The following is a 14,219-nucleotide window of genomic DNA, read 5'->3' on the forward strand; positions in this document are numbered from 1 at the left end:
GGGGAGATTATGAATACCAATGCCGATTCATCAAAAAATACTATCTGGACCAGACAAAATATTAAAAGCTTGGATGATTTAAAAAACAATGGTGTATACAGAGTTAAAAGACAATATATTGAAGAACAATTCAGGGATATTGCTCCGTTTTATATAAATCTCTATAAATGGTTTGTACATGCAGCCAGGAGCAGAGTTAATATACCTGAAGGCATTGAATTTCCAATATGGTGCTCAGTGAGTCGTGAAGGAATGTTAAGTCCTATTGAAAACACTATTGCTTATGAGATTGAAGTAGATAAGTCGGATATTATTTATTTTGACGGCAATAAGTGGGATCATGTGTTGAATCACTGGTATATACCAAAGGATAAAAATGATGCCGAAGCATATGCCGAAAGAATGAGGAGGCTGGGATTAGAAGAAACAACTTCATTCATTGAAGGAAAGTATGCAAATTTTTATCTCATGGAAAAAAAGATTGTCTTGGATAGCTGGTATAGGATTTTTGATATTGATAATTGGAATATGTATACGACCCAAGCAAATATCTGGGAGATACGTCCCGATATGGTAAAAAACATCTATTATTCTAAATTGTAAAAACTCTAATATTGTGTTTGGCTATAAATATGAAAGTAAATCTTTCTGCTTATAGCCATTATTTATGTAAAATATTTTTATTATTATGTTAAATTTAAGATTTAGGTGGTATAATAGTTTTATATCAATTTTAGGGAGTCAACATGTTTGATATACAGGAAGAATTAAAAAAAGTACCGGACAACCCCGGTATCTATCAAATGAAAAATGAGTTTGGCGAGATAATTTATGTCGGTAAAGCCAAAAATCTAAAGAAAAGAGTAAGACAGTATTTTCAGTCGAAAAATCATATACCTAAAATTCAGGCAATGATAAAAAACATTGCTGAATTTGAATATGTAATAACAGACAATGAGGTTGAGGCACTTATACTTGAAGCCAATTTCATTAAGAAATACAAACCTAAATATAATACATTGCTTAGAGATGATAAGCAATATCCCTATATAAAAATATCAGTTCAGGAAAAATATCCGAGAATTTATAAGGTAAGAGAAGTAAAAAAGGATGGTGCAAAATATTTTGGACCATATCCAAGTGCTTATGCGGTTAATGAAATTATTGATATTATCGGAAACCTATACAAGCTTAGGAAGTGCTCTTTAAAGCTTGACGGTACAAAGAAAAACCAACGCCCCTGCTTAAATTATCACATTAACAGATGCACAGCACCATGTATGGGCAATGTTGATTATAAGGAATATCGTGAGGAAGTTAATAAAGCTATAAGTTTTCTATCCGGCGGCGAAGATACGCTGATGAAGTCACTGACTGAAAAGATGAAGTCGGCTTCAGAAAAATTAGATTTTGAAGAAGCAGCTAAATACAGAGATCAAATAAGCTCCTTAAAAATAATATCCGAAAAACAGAAAATCGTTTCCGCAAATACGGCTATTGATCAGGACGTCATAGGAAGTGCAATAGGAATAGAAGAAGCGTGCATTCAGATTTTCTTTATACGTAACGGGAAAATAATGGGAAATGAGCATTATTTGTTGACAAATATAGAGAATGAAACGAGGGAAGAAATTATAAGCTCGTTTTTATCTCAATTCTATACCGGTACAGTATATGTACCTAAAGAAATTTATTTAGAAACCGACATTGAAGACAGAGAGCTTTTTGAAAAGCTGTTGTCCGAAAAAAGAGGCAACAAGGTTTCTGTTAAAGTGCCTGCAAAGGGCGATAAGAGTATGCTTATAAAAATGATTAAGAAAAATGCACTTGAAATATTAGAAAAAGGAAGTCAAAGAATCAAGAAAAATTTAAATGAAAGCTTTGAAACTCTTAACGAGCTTAAGGATTTGTTAAATTTAGATGAAGCGCCCATGAGAATTGAAGCTTATGATATATCTAATATACAAGGCGTAGAATCAGTCGGGTCGATGGTTGTTTTTGAAAGGGGAGTTCCAAGCAAAAGCAATTACAGACGCTTTAGAATTAAGACGGTAAATGGTCCCAATGATTACAAAAGTATGGAAGAAGTATTGGAAAGGCGAATTAACAGAGGGTTAGATCAAGGGGATTTAAAGGGCTTTAATAAAATGCCCGATTTGATATTGATTGATGGCGGTAAAGGACAAACAAATATTGCTGAAGAAGTAATTTATAATTTTGGATTAAATATTCCTGTTTGTGGAATGATAAAGGATGACAAGCATACCACCAGAGGTTTAATTTATAAAAATAAAGAAATTGAATTTAAAAAGACAGACAAGGTATATCGGTTAATTTACAGGATACAAGAGGAAGCGCACAGATTTGCTATAGAATATCACCGTAACTTAAGGGATAAAACTCTGTTTAAATCAGAGCTTGATGATATCGAAAATATTGGTGAAAAAAGAAAAATAAATTTATTAAAGGAATTTGGATCTGTTGAAAACATTAAAAACAAAAGTTTAGAAGAATTAACTGATGTTGATGGAATGAATATAAAAGCAGCAGAGTCAGTTTATAACTATTTTAGGAACAAAAAAAACAGTGAAATCAAACAATAAGAAAAATGAAATATTGAACAACATTTAGAGGATGGTAGTATCATGCAATATGTAAAACTTGAGGATTTAGTTAGTTATATAGATTTAGAGCCGATTTTTTATCCTGCGGATGTTCAGTCAAGAATTTATACTCCGGAAATTATAAGACCCGGTCTTCAGATGGCGGGATATTTTGATTGGTTTTCTTTTGAGAGAGTTCAAGTAATGGGTAGGGCGGAAACATTTTATTTAAGTACTTTAGATGAAAATATCAGGAAACAAAGATTAGATAAGTTTTTCAGCTATCCTATACCGGCTTTGATTGTTGCTAACGATATGGCAATTGATGAGTCGTTAATTTACTATGCGAAAAAATATAAAAGACCGGTTTTTAAATCTAATCAAAAGACTGATAAGTTAGTAAACATATTGATTAACTTTTTGGAAGAAGAATTAGCTGAAGAAACAACATTGCACGGAGTATGTCTGGAAGTATATGGCGTAGGTGTTTTTATAAAAGGTAAAAGCGGTATAGGAAAAAGCGAAACTTCACTTGAACTTATTAATAGGGGACATAGGTTAGTAGCGGATGATGCCGTTATAATTAAAAAACTTGATAATGATTTAAAGGCCACATGTCCTGAACTTACTCAGCATTTGATGGAAATCAGAGGTATAGGAATTTTGGATATTAAGCATTTGTTTGGAGTGGGATCCATAAGAATTGAACAATTTGTGGAATTGGTAATAGAATTAGAAGAATGGGATCAAAATAAGGAGTATGACCGTATCGGCACCGATGAAGATTACACTGATATATTGGGAATAAAAATTCCGACGGTTGTCATTCCTGTAAGACCCGGAAGAAACATTTCGGCAATAGTAGAAATAGCAGCTAAAAATTACAGACAGAAACTATTGGGGTATAATCCTCTTGAAACCTATAATAAGAAATTTAGAGGTTTATACAATTAATGATTTATAATAAATTTTGAATATTTACAATATTGTCAAAATTTATACTTTTATAATGGTATTTATAGCATCCTTATAATGCTTAACATAATGAGAAAAACGTTTTTTTAACAAAAGAATACGTTGAAAATTGCATTAATAGCTAATACATTTTTATTGTTGCAATTATGATTTCTTTACGATATAATCATTTTGTGTATTGATTTTTTTTATACAATACTTATTAATGGTTACATTATATATATTAATTATTATATAGGAGGATACAAATGTCAAAAGTTATGAAAACTATGGACGGAAATACCGCGGCAGCGTATGTCTCATATGCATTTACTGATGTTGCTGCAATATTTCCTATAACACCTTCTTCTAACATGGCTGAACTTGCAGACGAATGGGCAGCTAACGGACAAAAGAATATTTTTGGGCAAACAGTTAAAGTTGTAGAGATGCAATCAGAAGGTGGAGCTGCAGGAGCTGTTCACGGCTCATTGCAAGCAGGAGCATTAACGACTACTTATACTGCTTCACAGGGATTATTGTTAATGATTCCAAATATGTATAAAATAGCAGGGGAGTTGTTACCGGCAGTATTCCACGTTTCTGCAAGAGCAATTGCAGGACACGCGCTATCAATATTTGGTGATCATTCAGACGTAATGGCTGCAAGACAAACAGGATTTGCTTTACTTGCATCAAGCAGTGTTCAAGAAGTTATGGATATAGGTGGAGTTGCTCACTTAGCTACACTTAAAACAAGAGTTCCGTTTGTACATTTCTTTGATGGATTTAGAACATCACATGAGGTTCAAAAAATTGAAGTAATAGATTATGATGATTTTGCAAAATTAGTTGATATGGATGCAATAAATGAATTCAGAGCAAGAGCATTGAATCCTGAGCATCCTGTTACAAGAGGAACAGCACAAAATCCTGACATATTCTTCCAAGCAAGAGAAGCTTCTAACAAATACTATGAAGCAGTTCCTGATATAGTTGTTGACTATATGAAGGAAATGGAAAAAATAACAGGAAGAGAATACAAACCATTTAACTATTACGGAGCACCTGATGCTGAAAATATTATAGTTGCAATGGGATCAGTAACAGAAACTGCAAAAGAAGTTATAGACTTCTTAACTGCAAAAGGTGAAAAAGTTGGTATAGTAATCGTTCACTTATACAGACCTTTCTCTTCAAAATACTTCTTTGATGTATTACCAAAAACAGTAAAGAAAATAGCTGTACTTGACAGATGCAAAGAACCCGGTTCAATTGCTGAGCCACTATTCTTAGATGTTAAATCTTTATTCTATGATAAAGAAGAACAACCGGTTATAGTTGGCGGAAGATATGGCTTAGGTTCAAAAGACACTACACCTGCTCAAATATTTGCTGTCTATAATAACTTAAAGGAAGAAAATCCAAAGAACGGCTTTACTATAGGCATAGTTGATGATGTAACATTTGCATCACTAAAAACACCTGAAGTTGTAAATACATCAGCTCAAGGAACAGTTAGATGTAAATTCTGGGGACTTGGTTCAGACGGTACAGTTGGAGCTAACAAAGACGCCATAAAAATTATCGGAGACCATACTAACATGTATGCTCAAGGATATTTCTCATATGACTCTAAAAAATCCGGTGGAGTTACGGTATCTCACTTAAGATTCGGTAAATCACCTATCCGATCAACTTATTTAATTGATGAAGCTGACTTTGTATCATTGTCACAACAATCATATGTAGGTAAATATGATGTATTGACAGGACTTAAAAAAGGAGGAACATTCCTATTAAATACAATTTGGTCATTAGATGAATTAGATGCAAATTTACCTGCAAAGTATAAAAAATATTTAGCTGAAAAAGATATTAACTTCTATATAATAAATGCTACTAAGATAGCTCAAGAATTAGGACTTGGTAACAGAACAAACATGATAATTCAGTCAGCATTCTTTAAATTAGCTGATGTTATACCTGTAGAAGATGCAGTAGAATATTTAAATGCAGCTATTGTTAAATCTTATGGAAGAAAAGGTGAGGCAATAGTTCAAATGAACCAAGCTGCAGTACAAAAAGGTATATCCGAATTAGTAAAAGTACAGGTTCCTGAAAGCTGGAAAAATGCTAAAAACGAAATAAGTGCAAACAGCGGACTTGCGGTACCATTTACTGAAGAGGAAAAACCGGATTTCATTAAAAATGTTGTTGACGTTATGAACAGACAAGAAGGCGATCGTCTACCTGTAAGTACGTTTGAAGGTATTGAAGACGGAACATTCCCTCCGGGAACTTCTGCATATGAAAAGAGAGGAATAGCTGTTGAGGTTCCAAAATGGTTACCTGAAAACTGTATCCAATGTAATCAATGTGCGTTCGTATGTCCTCATGCAGTAATCAGACCTACATTATTAAATGAAGAAGAAAAGAATAACGCACCTGAATCCTTTGAAACTCTTAAAGCAATAGGCAAAGGATTAGAAGGATTGGAATACAGAATAGTTATAAGTCCGTTAGATTGTACAGGATGCGGAAACTGTGCTGACATCTGCCCAGGAAAGAAAAACAACAAGGCTTTAGTGATGAATCCAATTGCAGAAGAAGTTGGGGCAGGAGTTCCAAACTGGAAATATGCTACAGAAAAAGTTTCTATCAAAGACGGCTTAATGGATAAAGTATCTGTTAAAGGCAGCCAGTTCTGCAAACCATACTTTGAATTCTCAGGAGCTTGCGCAGGTTGCGGAGAAACAGCTTATGTTAAGACAATAACTCAATTATTCGGTGATAGAATGATGATTGCAAATGCTACAGGATGTTCATCAATTTGGGGAGCTTCAGCACCTGCAACACCGTATACAAAGGATGCTAACGGAAGAGGTCCGTCATGGGCTAACTCATTGTTTGAAGACAATGCTGAATATGGATTCGGTATGGCAACAGCAGTAAGACAGATGAGAGACAGCATTCAAATATCTATCAACAATTTAATGGAAAAAGATATATCACAAGAATTAAAAGATGCTTTTGCTGCTTGGGAAGCAACTAAGAACAACGGTGAAGAATCAAGAGCAGCTTCAGAAAAAGTTTTAGCAGCTTTAGAAGGATTTACTCCGTGTGAAGCATGTGCAAAAGATATTAAAAATATATTAGATAAGAAAGATTATCTTGTTAAGAAATCACAATGGATAATCGGTGGTGACGGCTGGGCATATGATATCGGATACGGCGGATTAGACCACGTATTGGCATCAGGCGAAGATGTAAATGTATTAGTACTTGATACAGAAGTTTACTCAAATACCGGCGGACAGAGCTCAAAAGCAACTCCGACTGCTTCTATAGCGAAATTTGCTGCATCAGGAAAGAAAATTAAGAAAAAAGATCTTGGCTTAATAGCTTCAACTTATGGTTACGTATACGTAGCACAGGTTTCCATCGGTGCTAACATGAATCAGTTCCTAAAAGCAGTAAAAGAAGCTGAAAGCTATGACGGACCATCATTAATTATAGCTTATGCACCATGTATCAACCATGGTATTAAAGCAGGTATGGGCAAGACTGTTGAAAGAGAAAAATTAGCGGTTGAAGCAGGATACTGGCATTTATACAGATTCAACCCTCTTCTTAAAGAAGAAGGAAAGAATCCGTTTGTACTAGATTCTAAAGCTCCAAGAGCATCATTCAAAGAATTCCTTGAAGGTGAAGTAAGATATGCTTCATTAAGCAGTTCGTTCCCTGAAGTAGCTGAAGAATTATATGCAAGAGCAGAAAAAGATGCAAAAGACAGATACGACAGCTATGTAAGAATGGCAGAAATGAAATACTAAAAATCAAAAAAGGCAGCTCCGAAAGGAGCTGTCAGATTGATGACAAAGTCATCAAGATGATAGGATGTTGAAAAAGTTCATCCTGCAAGGCGCCGGAAGACGGGCAACCGCAGCGTATTCAGACATACGTGAGGATTGACCGGGTGAACGGCAACGAAGCAGGGGGACTTTTTCAGTAGCCTTGGCAGCTCCGAAAGGAGCTGTTTTTGTATTATATCTGTAATATCCATACATTGTAGTCAATGGTAAAATAGTGTAAATAGCATATTGAATAAGGAGACTAATTATGGTTAAAAGAAAAATAAGTTTATTGATTGCAGTACTTATGCTGTTTTCAATGCTCACGGGATGTACTGTAAATGAGCTTGGTTATTTAAATATGTCAAGCGAAATAAATAAGCTTACGCAGTATGAATTTAAAAATTCAACACAAATTGAAATTTCCAAGATAATTACAGGAACAGAAAAGGATACAAAAATTGATTTGGAAATTAGCGGAGAGGCAAATATAGATGACATTAATGAAATGTATCTGAATATGGATATTAAGGTTAAGGTTGACGGAAAAGGAACAGCGGAGCCGGTTAAGCTGATAATGGCAAATAACAAATTCTATATTTCAAAAAATGCAATAGCAGAAGCCTTAAGGCTTCAGGAAGAACTTGGTTCAGACGACTACAATGCGCTAATTGTTGAAAAGCTGCTTGAAGAGTTGAAGGATACGGACTACATAGTTGTTGCCGAAATGGATGATGTTTACGGAAGTGTTTCCTACAAAGAAAACTACACAGTGCTGCTTGAAAGCGCAAAGGAATATTTAAGCAGTGCATTCAAGGGATTTGATTCCAAGCTTATAAAAAAGACAAGCAACGGATATTCTATGGAGCTTACTGCTGAAAATGCGGTTGAATTTGTTGAAAGACTTATTAAATACATAAGCGAAAACAAAGAATTGGTATTTGACGAAACAATCAAATATCTTGAAAATATATATGCTGCTATAGAAATTAATGGAATTGAAGGCACTGTGGAAACTGAAGAAATAATAGCAGAGCTTGAGGGAATGAGAGAAGGCTTCTATGAGACAATAGATGAAGTCGCTGCATATCTGGAAACGGGTGAGCACAGAGAATATATAGATATGCTTGACAGAAGCTATATTAAGAATGAAATATACAAAAAAGGCAGCGTATACGGACAGACCATTGATGGGGAATTAGTATTTGAAGGTATTATTGCCGGAAATATCAAGTCTGAGTCTGAAATAGCTGCAAAGACAGTTAAGAAGGTTTCTGTTGCAGACAAGGCAATATCTGTGGAGGAGCTTGAAAATCTCTACGATGCATTGGAAAACAAGTATAATCCTATTGAAACAATAGAAATAAGCTGGTATGAGCATGAAGCAGCAGCAGACGTAAGCATGTACAGAGCAGACGGCAAATATGACTGGGATTATCAGCCGTATGTTATAATAGAAGGCAGGGTGTATCTTCCTTTGAGATACATAGGCGAGACATTTGGCGAGGAAGTTCAGTGGGACGATGCAAATAAAAAAGCATACGTTATAAGAGGAAGCGAAAAAATAGATATGACCGGTGTGCTGGTTGATGGCAGAACCATGGTGAAGGTACGAGATTTCGAAAAGCTTGGCTATGTGATAGGGTATGAACAGTTTGATGATTATTCTACTGCTACAATTACAAAAAAATAATATATTACTATTCACAGTAGAAATTTTAAGACTACCAATTCGTGTCATTCTGAACGTAGTGAAGAATCTAAGGTTTTAAATTATTGATAAATAATAACATTACTAAATCCCGAATATTTTCGGGATTTTTTTGATTACTTATAGATGTTATGATATAATCGAATAATCATAAATTAACGAGGTCAAAATGAAATATTTAAAGCAAGCAGCAATTATATTAGTAATAACCTTCATAGGTGAAATTGTATACAGATTTATTCCGCTTCCTATACCGGCAAGTATATATGGACTTTTATTAATGCTTATTTGTCTGCAGACGAAAATTTTAAAATTAGAACAGGTTAAAGAAACAGGAAATTTTTTATTGGACATAATGCCTATTATGTTCATACCCCCGGCTGTCGGATTAATCGAAGTATGGGGTAATATTGCAAATATTATAATACCTATAGTATTTGTGGCTTTGTTCACGACGGTATTGGTTATGGTTACAACAGGGAAAACGGCTGATTTTATAATCAACAGAAACAGGAGCGAAGACAAATGAGAGAGGTAATAAATAATTCGGTTTATTTTGGGGTAGTTATAAGTTTAATATCATATATTATAGGTTTAATGGTAAAGAAAAAGTTTAAATATAGCATATTGAATCCTTTATTGGTGGCTATAATAATTGTTATCTTAATATTAACTATTTTTAAAATAGATTATGAAACATATAACCAGGGAGGCAGATATTTAAGCTTTCTATTGACACCTGCAACGGTATGCTTGGCAATTCCTTTATACCAGCAGCTTGATTTGCTGAAGAAAAATTTTAAGGCAATCATGGCAGGAATTTTGACAGGTTCGTTATCAAACCTTATCGTTATTTTTGCTTTATCTTTAATGTTCAAATTCACTCATGAAGTTTATGCTTCACTGTTGCCTAAATCTATCACTACAGCAATTGGACTTGCCGTATCAGGAGAAATAGGCGGCATACCTACTATAACAGTTGCGGCTATATCAGTTACAGGAATATCCGGTAACGTAATAGGCGAAGCTGTATGTAAGCTGTTTAGAATTAAAAATCCTATATCTGTCGGAATAGCCCTTGGAACTGCATCACATGCCATAGGGACAGCAAGAGCTCTCGAATTAGGAGAGGTACAAGGGGCGATGAGCAGCTTGTCAATTGCTGTAGCCGGGCTTATAACAGTTGTATTGGCACCTGTATTTGCTAATTTTTCATTGTGAAAAAACAAGGAATAGATTACTCTATCCTTGTTTTTCTTTTTTACCTTTCTTCTATTTCCATGAAATATTTTTAAAGTGAAGAACTGGTAATTCTTCCGTTATAATGAATTGTATAAAGAAAACCCCCGGCATATGCTCCATTAAAATAAAGCTTTATGGTTCCGGTTTCTCCACTTCTACTAGTAGTATAAGAAAATCTACTAGCATACTCGCCTTCAAAATCAGCTGTTATGCTTTCAACTTCGCTCCATTGATCAACTTCGGAATACCAACCTTTAACGGTTACATATGCTGTCGCCATAAGAATACCATTACGATCATATATCTTATGGCTGAAGGTTGCGGAAGTCGGTTTTTCTGGATATCCATAGGGTCCTATATTATCTTGAAAATCTACATTTACAAGGTCTATTTCTTCATGGTAAGGAGCATTGCTATTATCGCATACTCTTGTTGAAATAATTACTAACCCAAGTTCTTGATTAATGGTTACCAAAGCATCAGAATCTTCTAATATTTTTTCTGGAGCATTTAAATCCTTCTCCATATCATTTGCATAAGCACTTATTGGTAATGCTCCGATTACTAACAATAAACTAAGCAATAACAAACATATTCTTTTTTTCATCATAATATTTTCTCCCTTTCAATTTCATTTTTTTAGTTTCTTTTTCTCAGTGTTCTTTTAATTCCGGTACTAACAAATGGTACAATGGAATCACCTCCATAAATTAGTTTTATAAATCCTTGATAATTAATATTCAACTTTTCTATATTTAAATTAAATCAATTTTCTACAACATCCGAATACAAAACAGGTGCTTCAACAACATTATTATTTTTGTCATACACGGTGGCAATGCTTTTTACCTATACTTGTACCCGGAACTGACTGTAGATGTTTCATTTACATAAGAATATATATCCTTATCCCCACTCCAATTATTTATAGATGTCCAATTATTGTTGACATACCTTTGTAAATACAATGTAATTTTAACAGTATAGCCATCAGAGCACATTGCACTGCCATTAGCCTTTGCAATACCATTATTAATGCTTAAATCACATTTGTGCCTCTCAAACGCTATAAATGCAGGTGAAATTTCATATCCCTCAACTGAATTTAAAGTTACGGTAAACAACATTAAAATTATAAAAAATATGGACAGTATTGATAGTTTTTTCATAGAATCCTCCTTTTATAAAGTTCTCTACTATATAAACCATCCAACTGTCCAAATCGTTACATGTTTTTCGAAAATAATTTGTTAAGCTTTTTAACATATTTACTTTTTTATGCTTTCAGCAATCTTTTTTAATGTTTCTACACTGATATTGCCTGAAACTACAAATTTATATTCTTCGTTCTGAAAAATAATCAGATTATGGCTATTATCTTTCTTTGTATATAATAAACCAAGCTGATTGTTTATAAGGATTTCCTCCTTAATGCAATTCTCAGTATCTAACTGTTCCGGACTGTTTAAAGTGCTGAAAGAGTATGTTATTTTTAAATTGTCATTTTTATTTAAATAGATAATATCTCCCATGCTCTCCATATTGTTTTTTACTATTATTTCGTAGTTGTCAGGAATATATCTCGGATAGTAATACCCTTCAAATTCATCAACATACTGATTATCTGTGGGCTTCATCCTGAACTCCGTATATTCACCCTTATCTATTGATGTCAGGCTCATCATTTTTAAAAAGAAAGCATTCACTTTTCCGAACAGTGGAGGATAAAATATGAATGACAATAATATAATTGCGGCAGATGCGGTGATAGTTTTAAAAATCAGCTTATTCCTTCGTTGTATTTGCCCTTCCTTGTACATTTCGTTGATTTTATCATTCATACGTTTATCAAAATCAGAAAGTCCGGGAATATCTTTTTCGTCGTTCATAAAAGTATCGAACAATTCCATATCTCTATTAAACTGGATTTCTGAAGCTATATGAAGATAGTGTTCGTCTTCTATACTTAAAGCTTTGTCAATATTAGTTGTGTCCTTCTTCATTAAGATTTCCCTCCTTTGATTTTTTTAGAGTTGCCTTGATTCTAAAAAGCATAACACGTACAGTGTCGGCATTTACATCAAGCTCTTCTGCTATTTCCTTGTTATTGTAGCCGGCATACTTCATGTTTAATATAAGCCTGAATCTTGGACTTAATCTGTCAACCGAGCACTTGAGCTCGTCATATGAAATTTCGGATACAGCCACCTCTTCTGCACTGTCAATTAATGGTGAATGTTCTTCAATTGTATCAATATCACTGCAAATATTCCGATTCTTCTTATCAAGTATTTTATATGATGTATTTATAACCGTATTAACTATATATTTTTTTATTTCATAATCCTTAGAATCAATTATCTTTTCATAATTTCTTGAAATATTAATAAATGACTCTTCCACCGCATCCTCTGCGTCGTGCCAATCGTTTAATTTTGAAAATGCAAGCTTAAGCATTCCTTCCCTGTATTTATCATATAACCCCAATATAAAATCCTTTGTGTGATTATCATATATAAATGCTTTCTTGTCTCTTCCCATGTCATTGCCCCCACAATTTTGTTAATTAATTTTACAATAAGGGGCAACATTTTTCAACTTTTTAATAACCACTTATATATAAACCTTTTATATGTCAAAACCGTTTTTTAAAAAAGTATTATTAAAATTTCTTAACAATGTTCTCGCCATCCGGGATGACAAATTGGTAGTTGAGAATGAACGTGAATTGCAATATAATGAGATAATAACTTTATTATAAAAGAAGGTGAATAAGCATTTTGGGCACGGACCTTTTTGAGACTAAAATCAGTTCTAAAAGATCCGTTCTTAAAATACGTCTTCAAAATAATATATAATTTTTGATCTTCAATTTATGCAGATTTTTATTGTCCTCTTTTTTCTAATAAAGAGTTTTTAATCTCAGTTATATCAGACTTTATGTCTTCTACAATATTTAATTTATCATTTAAATTAGAAATTATTATCTGATAATCATTTTCTCAAAAGCACAAAGAAGTTATATCTAATACCTTTAAATTGATAAAGCTTTTTAAATTCGTATCCTCTTGCTCTATATTTTTGTTAAGATTTTCAATAATGACAAAGAATTCTTCATTAGGACTTGCACTGATTGTAGCATTATCATCTTTTAAATTTTCTAAATCATCATTCAACTTTTCTTTTTCATTTCCACTGCTGCATCCAACGATAAAAAATACTATAAAAATTAGAATTGATAATTTTTTTATATAAGAGTTTTGTATATCTTGTTTAATCATTATTCAACCCCCCATTTTTTATATTTCAAATAGATATAGTTGGCGACTCAAAATGTTAATTTCTATTGAACCGCCATATACCGAACGCGGTATGTACGGTGGTGTGAGAGGAAGGTAATTAAAATAATTAATACCTCCTACTCGATTATAGATTTATTAATTGACCTTTTTCGTTATAGACTTTATGGTAGGCAAGTTTATCTCCAACATATATCCTGCAATTTACTACGTTCCATGTTACATCTTTATTTTGTATAATATAAACATAGGGACCGGGACCCAAGAGCGCTCCTCGCCGCTTCTCAGCACAAATTTGATAATGACAAAACTATGTGCATTGTCAATCTGATTTTGAGCCGTATTCTTCTTAAACCAGAAATCAACATTCAATTCTTGGTCAATCAGATAGACCTCCTGAAGAATCAAATCTGTCATTGCATATTGTTTCTCATCCTTAAGCATGACAACAGACTCCTCGTCCGCATAAATGACGGCATTTTTAGGAATAACACTTGTTACATATCATTATTTTTGCCAAATTCAAAATTAAATAGCATAAATAAAATAAATAAAG

The 14,219-nt window shown here is 33.4% G+C and carries 13 protein-coding genes and 1 pseudogene; 7 read left to right on the forward strand and 7 right to left on the reverse strand.

Annotated elements, in window-relative coordinates; genetic code table 11:
* Positions 1-9 precede the first annotated feature (9 nt).
* The 7 genes from RT412_RS04975 (at position 10) to RT412_RS05005 (ending at position 10,343) form a co-directional block, all read left to right on the forward strand.
* Positions 10-603, forward strand: a complete 594-nt coding sequence (locus tag RT412_RS04975; RefSeq protein WP_313345870.1) for a DUF3841 domain-containing protein — start codon at positions 10-12, stop codon at positions 601-603.
* Positions 604-746: 143 nt separating this feature from the next.
* On the forward strand, positions 747-2,603 hold the full coding sequence (gene uvrC / locus RT412_RS04980; protein WP_313345873.1) for an excinuclease ABC subunit UvrC: 1,857 nt from the start codon (positions 747-749) through the stop codon (positions 2,601-2,603).
* 42 nt (positions 2,604-2,645) lie between these two features.
* The gene (gene hprK, locus RT412_RS04985) at positions 2,646-3,557 is read left to right on the forward strand and encodes an HPr(Ser) kinase/phosphatase (RefSeq protein ID WP_313345875.1); all 912 of its coding nucleotides are present in this window, start codon (positions 2,646-2,648) and stop codon (positions 3,555-3,557) included.
* 269 nt (positions 3,558-3,826) lie between these two features.
* Positions 3,827-7,393, forward strand: coding sequence for a pyruvate:ferredoxin (flavodoxin) oxidoreductase (nifJ, locus tag RT412_RS04990; protein ID WP_313345878.1), 3,567 nt, complete (start codon positions 3,827-3,829; stop codon positions 7,391-7,393).
* Positions 7,394-7,679: 286 nt separating this feature from the next.
* The gene (locus RT412_RS04995) at positions 7,680-9,104 is read left to right on the forward strand and encodes a copper amine oxidase N-terminal domain-containing protein (protein WP_313345881.1); all 1,425 of its coding nucleotides are present in this window, start codon (positions 7,680-7,682) and stop codon (positions 9,102-9,104) included.
* Between the two features lie 187 nt (positions 9,105-9,291).
* Positions 9,292-9,651, forward strand: a complete 360-nt coding sequence (locus RT412_RS05000; RefSeq protein ID WP_313345884.1) for a CidA/LrgA family protein — start codon at positions 9,292-9,294, stop codon at positions 9,649-9,651.
* Complete coding sequence (locus tag RT412_RS05005) at positions 9,648-10,343, forward strand: LrgB family protein (RefSeq protein WP_313345887.1); 696 nt, start codon at positions 9,648-9,650, stop codon at positions 10,341-10,343. The genes RT412_RS05000 and RT412_RS05005 overlap by 4 nt, the downstream gene beginning before the upstream one ends.
* A gap of 70 nt (positions 10,344-10,413) precedes the next feature.
* Here RT412_RS05005 and RT412_RS05010 read toward each other — a convergent pair whose 3' ends face one another.
* The 7 genes and pseudogenes from RT412_RS05010 to RT412_RS05035 form a co-directional block, all read right to left on the reverse strand.
* Positions 10,414-10,974: a hypothetical protein gene (locus RT412_RS05010; RefSeq protein ID WP_313345890.1), complete on the reverse strand. Its 561-nt coding sequence runs from the start codon at positions 10,972-10,974 to the stop codon at positions 10,414-10,416.
* A 235-nt stretch (positions 10,975-11,209) separates the two neighbouring features.
* A complete protein-coding gene (locus RT412_RS05015) occupies positions 11,210-11,533 on the reverse strand; it encodes a hypothetical protein (protein ID WP_313345893.1) in 324 nt (107 codons plus the stop codon).
* A gap of 99 nt (positions 11,534-11,632) precedes the next feature.
* Positions 11,633-12,367: a DUF4367 domain-containing protein gene (locus RT412_RS05020; RefSeq protein ID WP_313345896.1), complete on the reverse strand. Its 735-nt coding sequence runs from the start codon at positions 12,365-12,367 to the stop codon at positions 11,633-11,635.
* On the reverse strand, positions 12,348-12,905 hold the full coding sequence (locus RT412_RS05025; RefSeq protein WP_313345899.1) for a sigma-70 family RNA polymerase sigma factor: 558 nt from the start codon (positions 12,903-12,905) through the stop codon (positions 12,348-12,350). Before RT412_RS05025 ends, RT412_RS05020 begins: the two co-directional genes overlap by 20 nt.
* Before the next feature lie 344 nt (positions 12,906-13,249).
* Positions 13,250-13,354: pseudogene (locus RT412_RS17155) on the reverse strand (BhlA/UviB family holin-like peptide); the annotation flags it as partial.
* 12 nt (positions 13,355-13,366) lie between these two features.
* On the reverse strand, positions 13,367-13,645 hold the full coding sequence (locus RT412_RS05030) for a hypothetical protein (protein WP_313345902.1): 279 nt from the start codon (positions 13,643-13,645) through the stop codon (positions 13,367-13,369).
* A 237-nt stretch (positions 13,646-13,882) separates the two neighbouring features.
* Positions 13,883-14,107, reverse strand: coding sequence for a hypothetical protein (locus RT412_RS05035; RefSeq protein WP_313345905.1), 225 nt, complete (start codon positions 14,105-14,107; stop codon positions 13,883-13,885).
* Positions 14,108-14,219: the final 112 nt, after the last annotated feature.

Origin of the sequence: Sedimentibacter sp. (assembly GCF_032080165.1) — a bacterium.
Classification (GTDB): domain Bacteria; phylum Bacillota; class Clostridia; order Tissierellales; family Sedimentibacteraceae; genus Sedimentibacter.

Coding starts and splice junctions, on each gene's coding strand:
- uvrC (WP_313345873.1), top strand. CDS start 747: ATGTTTGATATACAGGAAGAATTAAAAAAAGTACCGGACAACCCCGGT.
- RT412_RS05020 (WP_313345896.1), bottom strand. CDS start 12,367: ATGAAGAAGGACACAACTAATATTGACAAAGCTTTAAGTATAGAAGAC.
- RT412_RS05010 (WP_313345890.1), bottom strand. CDS start 10,974: ATGATGAAAAAAAGAATATGTTTGTTATTGCTTAGTTTATTGTTAGTA.
- RT412_RS05005 (WP_313345887.1), top strand. CDS start 9,648: ATGAGAGAGGTAATAAATAATTCGGTTTATTTTGGGGTAGTTATAAGT.
- nifJ (WP_313345878.1), top strand. CDS start 3,827: ATGTCAAAAGTTATGAAAACTATGGACGGAAATACCGCGGCAGCGTAT.
- RT412_RS05035 (WP_313345905.1), bottom strand. CDS start 14,107: ATGCTTAAGGATGAGAAACAATATGCAATGACAGATTTGATTCTTCAG.
- RT412_RS04975 (WP_313345870.1), top strand. CDS start 10: ATGAATACCAATGCCGATTCATCAAAAAATACTATCTGGACCAGACAA.
- RT412_RS05000 (WP_313345884.1), top strand. CDS start 9,292: ATGAAATATTTAAAGCAAGCAGCAATTATATTAGTAATAACCTTCATA.
- RT412_RS05025 (WP_313345899.1), bottom strand. CDS start 12,905: ATGGGAAGAGACAAGAAAGCATTTATATATGATAATCACACAAAGGAT.
- RT412_RS04995 (WP_313345881.1), top strand. CDS start 7,680: ATGGTTAAAAGAAAAATAAGTTTATTGATTGCAGTACTTATGCTGTTT.
- RT412_RS05030 (WP_313345902.1), bottom strand. CDS start 13,645: ATGATTAAACAAGATATACAAAACTCTTATATAAAAAAATTATCAATT.
- hprK (WP_313345875.1), top strand. CDS start 2,646: ATGCAATATGTAAAACTTGAGGATTTAGTTAGTTATATAGATTTAGAG.
- RT412_RS05015 (WP_313345893.1), bottom strand. CDS start 11,533: ATGAAAAAACTATCAATACTGTCCATATTTTTTATAATTTTAATGTTG.